The organism is Xanthomonas euvesicatoria (assembly GCF_013112235.1).
Classification (GTDB): Bacteria; Pseudomonadota; Gammaproteobacteria; order Xanthomonadales; family Xanthomonadaceae; genus Xanthomonas; species Xanthomonas euvesicatoria.
The window spans coordinates 2,801,541-2,819,102 of record NZ_JABFFS010000001.1; the positions used below are offsets into that span (position 1 = coordinate 2,801,541).

General features: G+C 63.6%; 16 protein-coding genes. 10 read left to right on the top strand and 6 right to left on the bottom strand.

The annotated features are described in order from the left end of the window. The first annotated feature begins 311 nt into the window (after positions 1-311). Both HLH45_RS12095 and HLH45_RS12100 read left to right on the top strand, forming a co-directional pair. Positions 312-1,892, top strand: coding sequence for a POT-type proton-dependent oligopeptide transporter (locus tag HLH45_RS12095; protein ID WP_008571404.1), 1,581 nt, complete (start codon positions 312-314; stop codon positions 1,890-1,892). A gap of 7 nt (positions 1,893-1,899) precedes the next feature. Next, entirely contained in the window at positions 1,900-2,508 is a 609-nt protein-coding gene (locus HLH45_RS12100) for a rhomboid family intramembrane serine protease (protein WP_003483519.1), read from the top strand. A 303-nt stretch (positions 2,509-2,811) separates the two neighbouring features. On the opposite strand, the gene HLH45_RS12105 is transcribed toward HLH45_RS12100, so the two are convergent. After that, positions 2,812-3,000 carry a hypothetical protein gene (locus HLH45_RS12105; RefSeq protein WP_005911777.1) on the bottom strand — a complete coding sequence of 63 codons (189 nt, stop codon included), beginning with the start codon at positions 2,998-3,000 and terminating at the stop codon, positions 2,812-2,814. 226 nt (positions 3,001-3,226) lie between these two features. Here HLH45_RS12105 and HLH45_RS12110 point away from each other — a divergent pair, with 226 nt between their 5' ends. The 3 genes from HLH45_RS12110 to HLH45_RS12120 all read left to right on the top strand — a co-directional run bounded on the left by HLH45_RS12110 (position 3,227) and on the right by HLH45_RS12120 (position 4,960). Next, positions 3,227-3,496, top strand: a complete 270-nt coding sequence (locus HLH45_RS12110; RefSeq protein ID WP_033478463.1) for a GNAT family N-acetyltransferase — start codon at positions 3,227-3,229, stop codon at positions 3,494-3,496. 51 nt (positions 3,497-3,547) lie between these two features. Next, a complete protein-coding gene (locus HLH45_RS12115) occupies positions 3,548-4,393 on the top strand; it encodes a PdaC/RsiV family protein (protein ID WP_008571406.1) in 846 nt (281 codons plus the stop codon). A 66-nt stretch (positions 4,394-4,459) separates the two neighbouring features. Continuing rightward, positions 4,460-4,960 (top strand): MarR family winged helix-turn-helix transcriptional regulator, encoded by a 501-nt coding sequence (locus tag HLH45_RS12120; RefSeq protein ID WP_008571407.1) that lies wholly within the window; start codon positions 4,460-4,462, stop codon positions 4,958-4,960. 232 nt (positions 4,961-5,192) lie between these two features. On the opposite strand, the gene HLH45_RS12125 is transcribed toward HLH45_RS12120, so the two are convergent. Then, positions 5,193-7,391: a M3 family metallopeptidase gene (locus tag HLH45_RS12125; RefSeq protein WP_008571408.1), complete on the bottom strand. Its 2,199-nt coding sequence runs from the start codon at positions 7,389-7,391 to the stop codon at positions 5,193-5,195. A 373-nt stretch (positions 7,392-7,764) separates the two neighbouring features. On the opposite strand from HLH45_RS12125, the gene HLH45_RS12130 reads away from it, so the two are divergent. Further along, positions 7,765-8,250, top strand: a complete 486-nt coding sequence (locus tag HLH45_RS12130) for a glutathione peroxidase (RefSeq protein WP_008571409.1) — start codon at positions 7,765-7,767, stop codon at positions 8,248-8,250. 147 nt (positions 8,251-8,397) lie between these two features. On the opposite strand, the gene HLH45_RS12135 is transcribed toward HLH45_RS12130, so the two are convergent. Both HLH45_RS12135 and HLH45_RS12140 read right to left on the bottom strand, forming a co-directional pair. Continuing rightward, positions 8,398-9,177, bottom strand: a complete 780-nt coding sequence (locus HLH45_RS12135) for a ferredoxin--NADP reductase (RefSeq protein WP_008571411.1) — start codon at positions 9,175-9,177, stop codon at positions 8,398-8,400. Between the two features lie 198 nt (positions 9,178-9,375). Further along, positions 9,376-11,256 (bottom strand): ABC transporter ATP-binding protein, encoded by a 1,881-nt coding sequence (locus HLH45_RS12140; protein WP_008571412.1) that lies wholly within the window; start codon positions 11,254-11,256, stop codon positions 9,376-9,378. Between the two features lie 298 nt (positions 11,257-11,554). On the opposite strand from HLH45_RS12140, the gene HLH45_RS12145 reads away from it, so the two are divergent. The 3 genes from HLH45_RS12145 to HLH45_RS12160 all read left to right on the top strand — a co-directional run bounded on the left by HLH45_RS12145 (position 11,555) and on the right by HLH45_RS12160 (position 14,773). After that, on the top strand, positions 11,555-13,072 hold the full coding sequence (locus tag HLH45_RS12145; RefSeq protein ID WP_008571413.1) for a fumarate hydratase: 1,518 nt from the start codon (positions 11,555-11,557) through the stop codon (positions 13,070-13,072). 239 nt (positions 13,073-13,311) lie between these two features. Then, the gene (locus HLH45_RS12155) at positions 13,312-13,947 is read left to right on the top strand and encodes a glutathione S-transferase family protein (protein ID WP_008571414.1); all 636 of its coding nucleotides are present in this window, start codon (positions 13,312-13,314) and stop codon (positions 13,945-13,947) included. A gap of 187 nt (positions 13,948-14,134) precedes the next feature. Further along, positions 14,135-14,773, top strand: a complete 639-nt coding sequence (locus HLH45_RS12160; protein WP_029819060.1) for a carbonic anhydrase — start codon at positions 14,135-14,137, stop codon at positions 14,771-14,773. A gap of 381 nt (positions 14,774-15,154) precedes the next feature. On the opposite strand, the gene HLH45_RS12165 is transcribed toward HLH45_RS12160, so the two are convergent. Then, positions 15,155-16,288 carry a phospholipase A gene (locus tag HLH45_RS12165; protein ID WP_008577290.1) on the bottom strand — a complete coding sequence of 378 codons (1,134 nt, stop codon included), beginning with the start codon at positions 16,286-16,288 and terminating at the stop codon, positions 15,155-15,157. Positions 16,289-16,547: 259 nt separating this feature from the next. Further along, positions 16,548-17,033: a DUF456 domain-containing protein gene (locus HLH45_RS12170; protein WP_008577289.1), complete on the bottom strand. Its 486-nt coding sequence runs from the start codon at positions 17,031-17,033 to the stop codon at positions 16,548-16,550. Between the two features lie 227 nt (positions 17,034-17,260). On the opposite strand from HLH45_RS12170, the gene HLH45_RS12175 reads away from it, so the two are divergent. Continuing rightward, complete coding sequence (locus HLH45_RS12175) at positions 17,261-17,476, top strand: cold-shock protein (protein WP_003483561.1); 216 nt, start codon at positions 17,261-17,263, stop codon at positions 17,474-17,476. Positions 17,477-17,562 lie beyond the last annotated feature (86 nt).

A 17,562-nucleotide genomic window follows, 5' to 3' on the forward strand; every position in this document is an offset into this window, starting at 1 on the left:
AATGTAGCCGAGCCGGCGTGCAAGGCCAATCTGCACTGCGTCATGGTCTTGCTGTGATCGGTGCCAAGCGTGGGTTTCACCCGGACACGCTGCGGCTTTCCCTTGATCGGGCGAGCAACATTCGAGGGCGCGCAGGCTACGCGGCTGCCGTGCAACGCTTGGCGCCATGGCGTTGTCGGCCAACCTGGACGACACCGATCACGCTGGGCGAGGTCCGCCAGCTGCGTCCGCTGAGCGCCCGCGTCCGACAGGTTCGGGCGGGCAATGGCGGCCGGCGGGCGGGCGCCGGTACGATAGGGCCTGTTTTCAGCATGACCGGACTGCCTTTGACCACCTCCATCTCGCCAGGCGCTTCTGCCGGGGCGCGGCTGCCGCGCCAGATTCCTTTCATCATCGGCAACGAGGCCTGCGAGCGTTTCAGCTTCTACGGCATGCGCAACATCCTGGTGCAGTTCCTGATCACCTCGCTGTTGCTGCAGGAAATCAGCGGGCCAGGGCGCGAAGCCGAGGCCAAGCACATCCTGCACAGTTTCATGATCGGGGTGTATTTCTTCCCGTTGCTGGGCGGTTGGCTGGCCGACCGCTTTTTCGGCAAGTACAACACCATCCTGTGGTTCAGCCTGGTGTATTGCGCCGGGCATGCCTGCCTTGCGCTGTTTGAAGGCAGCCGCGACGGGTTTTTTGTGGGTCTGGGCCTGATCGCGCTGGGCGCAGGTGGCATCAAGCCGCTGGTGGCCTCGTTCATGGGCGACCAGTTCGACCAGTCCAATAAACACCTGGCCAAGGTGGTGTTCGACGCCTTCTACTGGATCATCAACTTCGGCTCGCTGTTCGCCTCGCTGCTGATTCCGCTGGCGCTGAAGAATCTTGGCCCGGCCTGGGCATTCGGCATTCCAGGGATCCTGATGTTCGTGGCGACGCTGGTGTTCTGGCTGGGGCGCAAGCGCTATGTCCTGGTGCCGCTGCCGCCGAAGGACCCGCATGGGTTCGGCGCGGTGGTGCGCACTGCGTTATTGACGCACGCGCCCGGGCAGGGCCGTCCGGGCTTGATGCTGGCGGTCGTCTCGGTGTTGCTGGCGCTGGCCGGCTTCGCGCTGGTCGAGCAATTGGGCATCGTCGTGTGCCTGTGCATTGCGCTGGTACTGCTGCTGGCCGGAATCGGCGGCGGGACCTGGTGGCAGCTGGAACGTGCGCGTGGCACCCATCCGGATGTTGCGGTGGAAGGCGTGCGTGCGCTGTTGCGGGTGTTGGTGATCTTTGCGCTGGTGACGCCGTTCTTTTCGTTGTTCGACCAGAAGGCCTCGACCTGGGTGCTGCAGGGGCGCGAGATGACCATGCCAGCCTGGTTCACCGCTTCCCAGATGCAGGCGCTCAATCCGCTGCTGGTGATGCTGCTGATCCCCTTCAACAACCTGGTGCTGTACCCGCTGTTGCGCCGTGGTGGCTGGGAGCCGACCCCCTTGCGCCGCATGACCAGCGGCATCGCCTTCAGTGGCGTGGCCTGGGTGGCGGTAGGCGCGATCCAGATGGTGATGGACGGTGGCGAGCCGATGCACATCGCCTGGCAGATCCTGCCGTACGCACTGCTCACCTTCGGCGAGGTGCTGGTGTCGGCCACCGGCATCGAGTTCGCCTACAGCCAGGCGCCGCCGTCGATGAAGGGCGTGGTGATGAGTTTCTGGTATCTCACTACCACCGTCGGCAATCTATGGGTGCTGCTGTCCAACGTGGCGGTGCGCAATGCGACGGTGACTGCGCATATCGCCGATACTGGGCTCAGTGAAGCGGCCTTCTTGATGTTCTTCTTCGCGGCCTTCGCGTTCCTGGCGGCACTTGCCTTCGGCTTGTACGCACGCCGGTATCGCATGGTCGACAATTACCGTACTGCCTGAGGTCTGCATGATTACCCTGATCCTGATCGCCATCACCGGCATCGTCTCTTGGATGGCGTTCAACAATCGCAAGTTGAGCGACCGGCTGATCCTGTGGCCGCCGGCGGTAGACAAGCACAAGCAATACGATCGCCTGGTGACCTATGGCTTCATCCACGCCGATCTGGGGCACCTGATCTTCAACATGATCACGCTGTTCTTCTTCGGCCGGGTGATCGAGAACGTGATGGCCCAGCTCACCGGCAGCGTGCTGACCTATCCGCTGTTCTATCTGGCCGCACTGGTGGTCTCGATCCTGCCCAGCTACCTGAAGAACCAGAAGAATCCGAATTACCTCAGCCTGGGCGCATCCGGTGCGGTGTCGGCGGTGCTGTTTGCCTTCATCCTACTGCAACCGTGGACGATCATCCTGGTGCTGTTCATTCCGGCCCCGGCGATTCTCTACGCGGTGTTCTATGTGGGCTACAGCCTGTGGATGGACCGCCGCGGCGGCGATCGCATCAACCACAGCGCGCATCTGGCCGGCGCTGCGTTCGGCGTGATGTTCATGCTGATCATGGAACCGCGCGTGTGGCAGGTGTTCCTGGAGCAGCTGTCCAACCCGCGCTTCGGCTGAGCGCGGCCGGCGATGGTGACGCTTGCCCAAGCTCAACGCGCTGGACGCTGCCGCGGTTAGAGAGTGGACTTTTGTGCGCGCGTGTCCCTTCTGCAGGCCGAACGCGTGGTTGCCAGCTAGCGCGATGGGATGCCCGACGACTGCCGGCGTGTACGGACCGGAGCGTTTTAGGAAGCGGGTGAAAAGCCGCCCCGATACGGCCGAGCCATGTCAGACCCGCGCGATGGCACGGTCTGGACAGACGTGTTGGATGGGATTAACGACTGCACAGCGGATGAGACCGCTGCGCAGCGATGCGCCAGCTCAGGCCGCGTTGCGTTCCTGATCGGCGCTGGATGCCACGCCGTAGGCCTGCTGCAGGCGCTCGTACACCGTATCGTTGAGCTGCGTGAAATCCGGATTGTGGGTGTCGCCCTTGAGAGCGAACTGGAACAAGCCCTCTAGCAACGAGCTGTCGCTGTCTGCGCTGTGTCCTGCCGAATCGTTGTTCATGCGGTGGCTCCCTCGTAGGTAAGGCGAAGACGTCGCTGCTTCCGCACACCGGTTGCCGCGATTGCCTTCGGGTCAGCTATCGGCGCTCCCCGGGCGAACTTGAGGGCGCATTGCGCAAGCTGCGCAGCCGATCACAGCACCGATTCACTTTCACGCAGGCGCGGCATCGCGCTGGTCACACTGCGCCTTACTCTTGCTGGCGCAGAACTTGAGAGAGGCGTCGACAGTGCACGCAGAACACGATCCGGACCGGCAGCGTTTCAACATAGACACCGATGGACATCGCGCCGAGCTGGCCTATCGGCGCGAGGGTGAGATCATGACCATCACGCACACGCAGGTGCCGGACGCGATCAGCGGACACGGCGTTGCCGCGGCATTGGTCGAGGACGCTTTGACATTCGCACGGCAGCACGGTTTGAAGGTGATTCCGGCGTGCAGCTATGCCGATGCATATCTGCGGCGACATTCGCAGTATCACGATCTGCTGGCCTGACCAGCAGCGGTTCTTTTCGTAACATGATTCATATCAGGGGAGCGGGTGGTAATGGGGCGGTTGCTTGGATTCAAGGCAGTGCAGGGCTTGCTGGTGCTGGCCGTGTTGGCAGGGTGTACGCAGCGCGCACCGACAACGGCAGAGCCAAGTGCACCGTCAGCCGATGCGGCGCCCGCGGCGGCGGCGCCTGCAGAGCCGACTGTCGTACAGAGCGGCCCGCTGGAAGATGTGATCGAACATGCACCGGCCTACATGGTGGGCATCAGCTATCCGCGCGGGCTGGATGCATATCCGGAACTCACTGCGCTCATTCGCGGCTATGCGCAGGATGCGCGTGCCGAACTGATGCAGGCGGTTTCCGGCCTGGGCAACGACAAGCCGCCGGCGCCGTACGAGCTGTCGTTGGCATTCGAAACCGTGTTGCAGACCCCCGATCTGATCGTGATTTCCGCCGACGGCAGCAGGTACACCGGCGGTGCGCATGGCGAGCCGCTGGTGGCGCGCTTCGTCTGGTTGGTCAAGGAGCGCAAGCAATTGACCGCACAAGCGCTGATTCCGGATTCGGCAGGCTGGGAAAAGATCGGCCGGGAGGTCGCGGCGCAATTGCATGCAGCAGCGACCCAGCGTGTCCAGCAAGATCGCGTGCCGATAGAAGAGCAGGCTGAGCAGGTGGCTTCGGCGGATCGCATGATTGCCGAAGGCACCGCCGCGCAGGCGGAGAATTTTGCGCAGTTCGTACCGGTATTGAATGCAAATGGGCAGATCACTGCCGTGCGCTTTGTATTTGCGCCCTATCAGGTTGGTCCCTACTCGGATGGCACGCAGATGGCAGAGGTCGCTGCCTCCACATTATTGCCTTCGGTCGCACCGGAATATGTACATCTCTTCGCGCGCTGAGGTGTCGCATCGCGCATGATGTGATTGAATGGCCCGGCCATTCAGCAACGTACTCCAACGGGTGATATGAGTAGTTTCGATCCAACCGCAAGTCGCGTGGACCACACCTGCGTGCGTTATCCGGCGTTCCCGCGGGAGCCGGCAATATTGGTGAGACTGATCAAGCATCTCTACAAGCGCCTGCATACGCTCGGGTGCGTGCGACTCAAGCCTTATGGCCTCAGTCCGCCGGAATACGAGATCTTGATGATGCTCTACGGCACACCGGAGCAATCGATCACTCCGACCGAGGTGGCCGAAGCCGCCAGCGAAAAGCCGGCCAACATCACCCGGCTGACCGATCAACTGTGCGAGAAAGGCCTGATCTCTCGCACCAGCAGCCCCGAGGATCGGCGCAAGATCGTACTGACGCTGCAGCCCGCAGGCTCGGCCTTGATCGAAAGCCTGTTGCCCGATGCCTGCACGCTGTTGCATGCAGAGACCGCCAGCATGAGCGAGGCCGAGCAGCTGCGTCTGGAGAAGCTGCTGAAAAAGCTGCTGGATGGCGTGGACGCGGTCGAACTCTAAGCACTGCGCGTTGCGCGTGCGATAAGGCGTTGCAAACGCAGCCAGCAAAAGGCCGCCCTGATCGCTCAGGGCGGCGTGTCGGCTCATCGGTCCTCAAACAAGCACTTGCCGATACCATCGCGAGCAGCTGGATGTCGCGTCTGGTGTTCGAGATCGGCATGCCCGCAGGGGACATGCCGATCCTGTTGCCAAGCACGCGGCCCGATGACCGCGCGCGGATCGTGCAGCCGATCTACGGCTTGGACTGCGGCGATTCCGCAGTGGCACCATCGCCGCCTTGCGCGCTGAGGCCGCGCTTTTCGAGCAGCGGCTCGATCTGCGGCGCATGCCCGGCAAAGTTCTGGAACAGCTCCATCGCATCCACGCTACCGCCGCGCGAAAGCAGGGTCTTGCGGAAACGATCGCCATTGGCGCGGCTCAGGCCACCGTGCTGCTTGAACCACTGCTGGGTGTTGGCGTCCAGCACTTCCGACCAGATGTAGGCGTAGTAGCCTGCCGCGTAACCGCCCATGATGTGGCTGAAATACGGGGTCTTGTAGCGCGGCGGCACCGGCGCGTAGGCAATGCCGTCCTGCTGCAGCGCCTTGGCTTCGAATGCCATCACGCCGGCGGCGTCCGGTACCTGGCTGGCGCTGACCTGGTGCCAGTTCTGATCCAGCATCGCCGCACCCAGGTATTCGGTGGTGGCAAAGCCCTGGTTGAACTTGGATGCGGCAATCACCTTGTCCAGCAATGCCTGCGGCATCGGGGTGCCGTTCTGGTAATGCTTGGCGTAGTTCTTCAGGATGGATGGTTCGTCGGCCCACATTTCGTTGACCTGCGAGGGGAACTCGACGAAGTCGCGCGGCACGCTGGTGCCGGAGAAATACGGGTATTTGACGTCGGAGAACATGCCGTGCAGCGCATGCCCGAACTCATGGAACATGGTGGTCACCTCATCCCAGGTCAGCAACGTGGGCTGGCCGGCCGGCGGCTTGGGAATGTTGAGGTGATTGGCCACCACCGGCTTGAAGCCGGTCAGCTCCGACTGCGAGACGTACGAGTTCATCCATGCGCCACCGCGCTTGGATTCGCGCGCATACATGTCGGCAATGAAGATCGCCAGCTGCTTGCCGTCGGCGTCGAACACGTCGTAGACGGTGATGTCGTCGCGGTAGGTCGGCAGGTCGGTGCGCTGTTTGAAGGTCAGGCCATATTCCTGATTGGCCGCATAGAACACGCCGTTTTCCAGCACGTTCTTCAGTTCGAAGTACGGCTTGAGCTGGGATTCGTCGAAGTTGTACTTGGCCTGGCGCACCTTCTCGCTGTAGTAGGCCCAATCCCAGGCTTCCAGCTTGAACGTCGGCTTGCGCGCGGCCTTTTGTTCCTTGTCGATCATGGCCTGCAGATCGGCGGCTTCGCGCTTGGCATTGGCCACCGCGGCCGGCGCCAGTTTGCCCAGCATCGCGTTGACCGCTTCGGGCGTCTTGGCGGTCTGGTTTTCCAGCGAGTAGGCGGCATAGGTGGGGAAGCCCAGCAGCTTGGCCTTGTCGGCGCGCAGCTTCATGATGCGCGACACCAGCGCGGTGTTGTCGTACTGGCCGCCGTGGCTGCCGCGCGACACCGAGGCGTCGTAGATCCTCTTGCGCAGCTCGCGATTCTTCAGCTGGGTCAGTGGCGGCTGGCCGGTGGTGTTGAGCAAGGCAATGACGTACTTGCCATCGAGCTTGCGCGCCTTGGCCGCTTCGGCGGCGGCGGCAATCTGCTCCTGCGACAAACCGTCCAGCTGCTTGACGTCGTCCACGACCACAGCGGCAGCATTCACTTCGGCCAGCACGTTCTGGCTGAAGGTGGTGCCCAGGTTGGCCAGCTCGGCATTCATGGCCTTGAGCGTGGTCTTGTCGGCGTCGGAGAGCTTGGCGCCGTCGCGCACGAAGTCGCTGTAGTACTTCTCGACCAGGCGCACGCCTTGCGCATCCAGCCCCAGCGTGGCGCGTTGGTCGTACAAGGTCTGGATGCGTGCGAACAGCTTGCCGTTGAGCGAAATCGCATCGCGGTGCGCTGCGAACTTCGCCGAATAGTCGGCCTGCAACTTCTTGCGTGCGTCGTTGGTGTCTGCGCCCACCAGATTGAAGAACACCGTGGTGGCGCGGTCGAGCGTGGCGCCGCTCTTTTCCAGCGCGATGATGGTGTTGTCGAAGCTGGGCTTGGCTTTCTGGTTGGCGATTTTTTCCACTTCCTTCAACTGTTCGGCCATGCCGGCATCGAAGGCAGGTGCGAAATCGCTGTCCTTAATTTTGTCGAACTGCGGGTAATGCAGCGGTAGCGTGCTGTCGGCAAAAAAGGGATTGGCTTGGGTGGCGGCCTGCGTGGCAGCGGGGGCGGCGATGCTGTAGGACGGCATGGCAAGTCCCAGGGAGGCGGCCAGGGCAAAAGCGAGACGGGTGGTCAAGAGAGTTGCTCCAAAGTGCAAACCGCCGAGGCTAACCCAGCCCGTCGGGACAGGCGTGTGACAAAAGGCATGGCTGCCAAGCCAAGGTGACGCGATCAGGCGGGCACAACCGTTGCTCGCCCTGCAATCGCGCGAGTCGATGCAAGCTGGGCCTGTACCGCCGCCGACAGTGTGCCCGTCGCACTTTGTGGCAGTACGAGCTAGCGGTCTTCGGGCGACCTCGGCGAGCTGCCGGGGCGTCTGCTTGACGATCCTGGCGTGTCGCGCGGCAGGCGATCTGCCGCACGACTGCCCTTGGCAATCTTTCCCCGCCGCATGGCTGTCGTGCCGGCGGCTACGGTACGCTGCCCGTCTCGCACACTGCAGGGCAACCATGAGCGACATCTCCACCTTCGCCTTCACCGACCTGGAAGGTCGCACCCAGTCGATGCGCGATTACGCCGGCAACGTCCTGCTGGTGGTCAATGTTGCATCCAAGTGCGGGTTTACGCCGCAATACGCGGGGCTGCAGGCGCTGTGGCAGCGTTATCGCGAACGTGGGCTGGTGGTGATCGGCTTTCCGTGCGATCAGTTCGGCCATCAGGAGCCGGGCGATGCGGCGCAGATCCGCCAGTTCTGCTCGCTCGACTATGCGGTGGATTTTCCGCTGGCAGCAAAAATCGAGGTCAACGGCAACGGCGCGCATCCGCTGTGGCAATGGCTCAAGCACGAACAACGCGGTGTGCTCGGATCCGAAGCGATCAAGTGGAACTTCACCAAGTTCCTGGTCGGCCGCGACGGCCGCGTACTGGAACGTTATGCGCCCACCACCAAGCCGGAAGCGTTGGCCGCCGACATCGAGCGCGCGCTGGGCGCATGATCCGGCAGGGCATGGGAGTGGAACCGTAGGTGCGCACCCGGGCGCGACGAAGCTTTCCCGGTAACGCCTGGTCGCGCCCGGGGGCGCTCTACGATCTCGGGTTCTTCAGATGAAACGCCGCGCCGCGCGGGTCTTGCACGCGTCGCATCACTTTTCGACGAATGCACGCTCAAACACGTAATGCCCCGGCGTGCCGATGCGCGGCGAGGTCTGGAAACCGCGGCTATCGAGCAGGGTGCGCAGGTCGGCCAGCATCTGCGGGCTGCCGCAGATCATGAAGCGGTCGTTGGCCGGATCCAGTGTCGGCAACCCGAGCGTCTGCTGCATGCGCCCATCGGCCATCAGCTCGGTCAAACGGCCTTGGTTGGCGAAGGCTTCGCGCGTGACGGCCGGGTAGTACAGCAATTTCTCGCGCAGCAGGTCGCCGAGGAATTCGTGCTGCGGCAATTCGCGTTCGAAGTAATCGCGGTAGGCCAGATCCTGCACGAACCGCACGCCCTGGGTGAGGATCACCTTGTCGAAACGCTCGTAGGTTTCCGGGTCCTTGATGATCGACAGCCACGGCGCCAGGCCGGTACCGGTGCCCAGCAGATACAGGTTGCGCCCGGGGTGCAGGTCGCTGATCAGCAGCGTGCCGGTGGGCTTCTTGCCGACCAGCACCTTGTCGCCGGGCTGGATGTGCTGCAGCCGCGAGGTCAGCGGGCCGTCCGGCACCTTGATGCTGAAGAACTCCAGATGTTCTTCCCAATTGGCGCTGGCGATCGAATACGCACGCAGCAACGGACGCGTTTCGGTTTCCAGCCCGATCATCACGAACTGCCCGTTTTCGAAACGGAAGCCGGCATCACGGGTCGTGGTGAAGCTGAAGTAGGCATCGGTCCAATGACGGACCTCAAGCACCGTTTCGGCGCCAAAAGCGGAAGACATACCGGTCGTGTCGTGGGAGGAGTACGCGCCAATTCTACCTCAAGCTGGCCAAATGAGATGAACTCTCATTTGGGTGCGGGGATTCGGGAGTCGGGATTGGGGATTCGCAATTCGCAAGAGCAGATCCTGGATCCTGAGCGCGCCGGGCTCGCGGATGAGCCGGCAGCTTTTACCAATCCCCAATCCCGAATCCCTGCCTCACCGATACCCCGCCGCCTGCAATTCGAACAATTCCGCATACCGGCCGCCCTGCGCCATCAGCTCTTCGTGGGTGCCGTTGGCCTCGATGCGGCCAGCAGCCAGCACCAGAATGCGGTCGGCCATGCGCACGCTGGAGAAGCGGTGCGAGATCAGCACGGCGGTGCGGTTGTCCGACAGCTCCTTGAAGCGCTGGAACACCTCGAATTCGCTGCGCGCATCCAGCGCGGCAGTGGGTTCGTCCAGGATCATCAGCTGCGCATCGCGCATGTAGGCGCGGGCGATGGCGATCTTCTGCCATTGCCCGCCGGACAGATCCACGCTGTTCTTGAAACGCCGCCCGATCAACTGGTTGTAACCGTCGGGCAGGCTGTCGATCAGCTCGCCGGCCATCGCGCGTTGCGCGGCGGCGCGGATGCGTGGCGTGTCGTCCATCGCGTCCACCTGGCCCACGCCGATGTTTTCGCCAACGCTCAGGTGATAGCGCACGAAGTCCTGGAAGATCACGCCGAGGTTGGCGCGCAGGTCGTCCAGGTCGTAGTCGCGCAGGTCGTGGCCATCGAGCAGGATGCGGCCTTCGTCGGGGTCGTAGAGCCGGGCCAGCAGCTTGACCAGGGTGGTCTTGCCGGCGCCGTTTTCGCCGACCAGCGCCAGCACTTCACCGGCGCGCAGTTCGAAATCCAGGTGCCGCACCGTCCACTGTTCCGCGTCCGGGTAGCGGAAGCCGACGTCTTCGAACACGAAGCCCTGGCGGATCGGGCGTGGCACCGGCAGTGCGTTCGGGCGCGAGCGGATTTCCGGCACGATGTTGAAAAACGAATACAGATCGTCCAGATACAGCGCCTGGCCTGCGACCTGCGAAAAGCCGATCAGCAAGCCTTCCAGCAATTGCCGCAGGCGCAGGAAACTGCCGGCCAGGAAGGTCAGGTCGCCGATGCTGAAGTCGCCGCGCACCGTGCGCCAGGCGATGTAGCCGTAGGCCATGTAGTAGCCCAATGTGCCGAGCGCGGCCAGCAGCGCTCCCCACATTGCGCGCTTGCGTGCCAGCGCACGGTTGGCCTGGAAGAATTTGTCGGCCAGCCGGCGGTAGCGCGCGATCAGGAAGCGGTGCAGGTTGAGGATCTTGACTTCCTTGGCCGTCTCCACGCTGGCGCCGACCTGGCGCAGGTAATCGAGCTGGCGCCGTTCCGGCGTCCACTGGAAGTTGAGCGAATAGCCGAGCGCATTGAAATGCGCCTCGCCGATGAAGGCCGGAATCAACGCGACCGCCAGCAGCACGATCAACCAGGGTGCATAGACCACCAGGCCCACCGCCAGGCTGATCACGGTAATGGCGTCCTGCACCTGGCCGAACAGCTGGCTCATCAGGTTCATGCGGTTCATGGTCTGGCGTCGCGCGCGATCCAGCTTGTCCTGCCGGTCCGGGTCTTCGAAATCCTCCAGATCCAGCTGCGCGGCATGTTCCATCAGACGCACGCTGGCAGCGTTGTTGAACAACTCCGACAGCAGCGCATCGGCATAGCCGACCAGCCGGCCGAGCAGGTCCGAGCCGATCGCCAACGCCAGTTCCAGCGCCAGCAGTTCCAGTAGCCGGTTCAGGCGGCCGCTGCCCAGGGCCTGCGCAAACGAGTCGAATGCCGACGGCTGGCCGACCAGGTGGATCGCCTCGTCGATGATCAATTTGCCGATGTACAGCGTCGCCACCGGCATCAGCGCGCGCAGCACGCGCAAGCCGATGCTGCTGGCACTCAGCCAGCGGCTGGTCTGCCAGATCTGCTGCAGGAACGGCGGTAGATTGCGCAGCGCATCCAGGCGCTCGCGCAGGGTAGGGCCGGTACGGGGAGCGGCAGGCGCAGTGGCGCCGGAACGGGAAGCTGACATCGCGCTAGTGTGCCGCGCCCGGCGTGGGCGCGGGGTGTTGGCTGGCGGCAGGAAAGGCCAGGGCCCGCGCGCAGGCGCGGGCTCGCCTTGGCGCACAGGGCTCACCGCCAGCCGGTGCGCCGGCAACGGTCCGTGGACTCGTCGCTTGCCATCACCGCAGCACGGCCGCAGCGCTGCGCCGACGACGACCGGCCAAAGACCGCATCAGTCAATCGTAGCGATAGACGCCGCCGCCGGACGCGCCTGCGGTTTGCTCTAAAATGCCCGGATTGCACCCCCGCCAGCCGTAGAGCCAGCCGTGACCTCGATCAAGCAGGAAGACCTCATCCAGTCCGTCGCCGATGCGCTGCAGTACATCAGCTACTACCACCCGGTCGACTACATCAAGAATTTGTCCGCCGCCTACGAGCGCGAAGAATCGCCGGCCGCCAAGGACGCCATTGCGCAGATCCTGATCAATTCGCGCATGTGCGCCGAGGGCCACCGCCCGATCTGCCAGGACACCGGCATCGTCACCGTGTTCCTGGAAATCGGCATGCACGTGCGCTGGGACGACGCCACCATGGGTGTGGAAGACATGGTCAACGAAGGCGTGCGCCGTGCCTACAACCATCCCGACAACAAGCTGCGCGCCAGCGTGCTGGCCGATCCGGCCGGCAAACGCACCAACACCCGCGACAACACGCCGGCAGTGGTCAACACCAAGATCGTGCCCGGCCACCATGTGGAAGTGATCGTCGCGGCCAAGGGCGGCGGTTCGGAGGCCAAGAGCAAGTTCGCCATGCTCAATCCGTCCGATTCCATCGTCGATTGGGTGCTCAAGACCGTGCCGACCATGGGCGCCGGCTGGTGCCCGCCGGGCATGCTCGGTATCGGTATCGGTGGCACCGCCGAAAAGGCGATGCTGCTGGCCAAGGAAGCGTTGATGGAACCGATCGACATCGTCGACCTGCAGGCGCGCGGCGCCTCCAACCGTGCCGAAGAGCTGCGGCTTGAGCTGTACGAAAAGGTCAACGCGCTGGGCATCGGCGCGCAGGGCCTGGGCGGCCTGACCACCGTGCTGGACATCAAGGTCAAGGATTATCCGACCCACGCCGCCAACTTGCCGGTGGCGTTGATCCCCAACTGCGCGGCCACCCGCCACGCGCATTTTACCCTGGATGGCAGCGGCCCGGTGATGCTGGATCCGCCGTCGCTGGAAGACTGGCCCAAACTCACCTACAACCCGACCAATGCGCGCCGGGTGAATCTGGACACCATCAGCAAAGAAGAAGTGGCCAGCTTCAAGCCGGGCGAAGTGATCCTGCTCAACGGCAAGCTGCTGACCGGCCGCGATGCCGCGCACAAGCGCATGATCGACATGCTCAACCGCGGCGAAACCCTGCCGGTGGATTTCACCAATCGCTTCATCTACTACGTCGGCCCGGTCGATCCGGTGCGCGACGAAGTCGTCGGCCCGGCTGGCCCGACCACCGCCACGCGCATGGACAAATTCACCCGGCAGATGCTGGAGCAGACCGGCCTGCTCGGCATGGTCGGCAAGTCCGAGCGTGGCGATGCGGCGATCGAGGCGATCCGCGACAACAAGGCCGTCTACCTGATGGCGGTCGGTGGTTCTGCGTATCTGGTGTCCAAGGCGATCAAGGCCGCCCGCGTGCTGGCGTTCGAGGACCTCGGCATGGAGGCGATCTACGAATTCGAGGTCAAGGACATGCCAGTGACGGTCGCGGTGGATTCCAGCGGCGAGTCGGTGCACAAGACCGGCCCGCGGCAATGGCAGTCGCGCATCGGCAAGATTCCGGTGGTGGTGGAGTAACGGCGGCGATCGAGCCGGCTGCACCGCCGTTGCGCGGGTGTGGCCGGTGCCGGTGAGCTGCAGGGACGATGCGCGCATGCGGCATCGTGTGGAGGGCGTTTCATGTCGGTGCGCGCGCCGGTGCAGCGGTGATTGCACCACACAGGTCTTCGACAGCCCGGTAAAACAACGACAATCGCCGTGAGTCGCGCAGGCTTTGCCCGCCTTGCGCGCCTGTCCCTACGGATCCCGGAGCCCGCATGGTCGCCACGCTGTACCACTCCCCCAGCACCGCAGCGTTGGTGGTGCATTGGCTGCTGATCGAACTGGATATTCCGCACGCACTGCACCCGCTGGATTTCGAACGCGGCGAGCACAAATCGCCGCAGTATCTGGCGCTCAACCCCGCCGGCGTGGTGCCCACGCTGGTGCTCGATGGTCAAGTGCTCACGGAAGCCGCCGCCATCGTGCTGCAGCTGGTCGATCTGCATCCGCAGGCCGGGCTGGCCCCGGCAGTCGGCACGCCGGAGCGTGCGGCGTACTACAAGTGGATGTTCTTCTGCGCCAACACCCTGCAGCCGGCGTACCGCGCCTGGTTCTACCCGAGCGAGCCGGCCGGGGCCGGGCAGGCCGAGGCGGCGCAGATGCACGCCCGCCGCAAGCTCGAAGCGGCCTGGACCCAGGTCGATGCGCATCTGCAGGCCCACGGCCCATATCTGCTCGGCAAAACCGTGTCTGCGGCCGACTTCATGCTGACCATGCTGATGCGCTGGTCGCGCAACATGCCGCGGCCGACCGATACCTGGCCTGCGCTGCGGGCGCATGCAATGCGGATGAAGGCGCGCCCAGCGTTCCAGGAAACCTATCGCCGGGAGGGCCTGACGGACTGGACCTGAACCTGCGCCCGCGGACTGCGTCTTTTGATCGCAGACGCTCCATCCGGCCCGTTTGGTCGCGTCCGCCACATAGTACGATCGCGTCACCAACCACAGAGCAGGGGGCTCGTCCATGTCGCATTCCGCATCGCGTCGAAAATTGCTTCAGTGCGCCTGTTGCGCGCCGATCGCGGCCGCTGCCGCATCCCTGCCGTTCGCCTTGCGCGCGGCGCCGTCCAAGAAAACCGATTTGAATGCCGAGCAGGCGCTGCAGATTCTGCGTGACGGCAACAACGCGTTCGTCGAAAACCGCCCCAAGAAAGTGATCTCCGACAGCAAGCGCCGCCTGGAGCTTGCGCTGGGCCAGACCCCGTTCGTCATCCTGGTGTCGTGCTCGGATTCGCGCGTGCCGCCGGAGTTGCTGTTCGGCCGCGGCCTGGGCGAAATGTTCATCGTCCGCAACGCCGGCAATACTGTCGACACCACCGCGCTCGGTTCGATCGAATATGCGGTCAGCCAGCTCGGCGTGCCGCTGGTGGTGGTGATGGGCCACGAAAGCTGCGGTGCGGTGGCGGCGGCAGTGTCGGTCGTGGAGAACAACACGTTCTTCCCGGGCGCAATCGGCTCGATGATCGAGCCGATCGTTCCGGCGGTGCTGACCGCCAAGGCCAAGGGCGGTACCGACCTGCTGGCCGACTCGGTCAAGGCCAACGTCAAACGTACCGTCGACCGCTTGCGCGCGGCATCGGAGCCTGCGTTGCTCGAACCATTGCGTGCCGGCAACGTGCGCGTGGTCGGTGCGTACTACACCTTGCAGGACGGCAAGGTGGACTTTTTTGACGTCTGAGTCGATTGCAAGAAAGCCGCGGCAACAGCGGTGTTGCCGCAGCTGTGGGGAGTCCCAAGTGTCTTGCAGACAGGGTTTAAAAGAACAAGAAAGCCGGCATGCACGCATGCCGGCTTTTTGATTGGATTGACTCAGTGCGGCGTGTCGATTAACTCCGGCGCATGATGCGCCGGGACCACGGCGTACGCGAATTCAGCTGACATCAGCGCCGGTCGTGGGTTGCCGCAACTAGGCGCCGCGCCGACAGCGGCTCACAAAACGTAGTGGAGTCGCCAGCCACGAGGATGGCGCACAGGAATGGCAGTGTACGAGTCGTACATGCCATTCCGCGCACCGGCCGCATGCGGCCGGCGGTGAGCGCAGTGGTTTTGTGAGCTGCGCTTAGAACCACTCCAGCAACGACACGCCCACACCGATGTAGGTTGCCTTGTGGTTGTAGTCGATCATGCTTTCGCCGTAGCCATCGAATACCTGCACATGGCCGCGCAACAGGTTGGTGATGGGGAAGCCGTAGTCCAGCTGCACCGAACCGTGCGAGCGGTCGCCGCCACGCAGCGAATGGCGTGCGATCAGCGCGAATTCGTGACCATCCTTGTTGTACACCAGCGTCGCATCGCCGCGGCCCATGTAATCCTCGATATCAGGATTGTTGTCGTCGGCGCGGTCTTCCTTGATGCGGAACCACGGGCGCAGTGTCAGCGCCCAGTTCTCCCGATCCAGCCCGAAGTTCAGGATCACCCGATTCCACGAGCGCGACAGCGGGTCGGCGCGCCCGTTGGACATGTGATTGAGGCTGATGCCGCTCATGCGGCCCTTCCAGCCGAAGATGCTGTAGTTGTTGCGAAAGACCAGCATCGCTTCGGGCTCGTAATTGGTCTCGCGGAACGGGCGCGACGCATCGGCGTTGTAGGCCTGCCAGCGCGAGCTCTGGGTGTAGCCCATCCAGATATCGCCGTTGTCGCCGAACAGGTCTTCCACCACCTTGGTCTTGAAGCTGAGCTGGAACTTGAGCTCGGTGCTGTCCAGCTGTTGCGGCGTGTTGACCGAGTTGGCCGGATTGGGCGACTGCGGGGTGCGGTTGGTGTCGCTGGTCCAGAATGCCGGCAACAGGTATACCGGCTTGTAGCCGCGCAGCTGGAAGGTGCCCAGCTTGGAATCCTTGGCCAGCTCCCAGCGGCGGTCCAGCAAGGAGCCACGGCCGGCATTGGCCACGGCTTCTTCTTTCGGCTGGTCCTGGCCGTCGGCGCGGAAGAAATCGCCGACCCGGCTGATGGTGCGCGTATCGTCGGGCCTGGCCTCCTTCTGCTTGGCCAATTGCGCGGCGGCATCTGCCTCCGCGGTTTGCTGCGGCGTGTAGCCCAGTGCCTTGTCGTAGCAGGCCAGGCGAGCGGCATCGGACGTCACCGAGGTGCAGGCTTGCGGCGAGGCCGGCTGCGGTGCGATTTCCTGCGCATGGGCCAATGGCGCGGCGGCCAGTGCGATCAGCATCAGGGGGCGGGTGTGGTGCTTGGACATGGGCAGTCTGGCCGAGGGAAAGGCGCCAGGCAGGCGCAGAGATGCGCAGCTTAACGGTCGCGTCTGCATACGCCGCGTGTACACGGCGACATAACATTCGATCAAATCCGGTCGCTCAGTCTGTGCCTGCGACGTGTTGCCGTAGAGCGGGTATGCGCATGGAGCGTGGCTGCCACGCGTCAGCGGAGTGAGCGCATGTGGCTCCTACGCGCGTCCTGGACTAGGAGCGCGTGCACCGCCGTGGAGCCGTTCCAGAGCCCTAGAAAAACCAGCCGATGGCGAACACGCCCAGCATGCACAGGCCAAGCGCCAGTTTGGTGGCGGTGCCAAGCATGATGCCGACCCAGGTCCCGAGACCGACCTTGGTGGCCTGGCCGGACTTGCGTGTCTGGTAATACTCGCCAAGCCAGGCGCCAGCGAACGGACCGACGAACAGCCCGATCGGCATGAAGAAAATGCCTGCAATGCCCCCGATGACCGAACCCCATAACGCCAGCTTGCTGGCACCTACCCGCTGCGCCCCGTACAGCGTGGCCAGGAAGTCCACCAGGTACGACAGCGCGGTGATCAACCCCAGCACGACCAGCGTCACCCAGCCGATGTGGGTGAAATGGTCGGCCCAGGCGGCGACCAGCAGGCCGGCGAACACAAGGGGCAGGCCCGGCAGGGCCGGCAGGATGACCCCAGCCAGGCCGATCAGCACCAGCGCTGTGGCCAAGACGTAGTAAACGACGGCAGTGTCCATGAGGGTTACGCAGGTCCTAATTCAGGCTTGACAAAAAGGCGCAAGAGGTGCTTGAAAATTCATTTTGTGCGGGTTAAGTTGCAGCCGCTGCTGTTTGCAAAGGTCACCGTGAATCGTGGCCTGATGCGGTAGATCGCCTGATCCGCTACATCCTTGTACCTCGCTTCCTCCTTGCAATCACAGCCACCACCGCTAGTCCATCACAGTGTCGTAGGGAGTCAGTCGAGATGTCCAACATCGAACGCGAAAATGGTGTCGTGAAGTGGTTCAACGATGCCAAGGGCTTTGGATTCATCAGCCGCGAAAATGGCGAAGACGTCTTCGTGCATTTCCGCGCGATCCAGATCCAGGGCTTCAAGAGTCTCAAGGAAGGTCAGAAGGTCAGCTTCACGGTCGTGCAAGGCCAGAAGGGCTTGCAGGCCGATGCAGTGCAGGTGGTCTGAGCCGGTTGCGCGGAGCGCATCAGCCACGCAACAAAAAGGCCCGTCACCGGGCCTTTTTGTTGTCTGCAACCGTGTTGTCCGCGGCC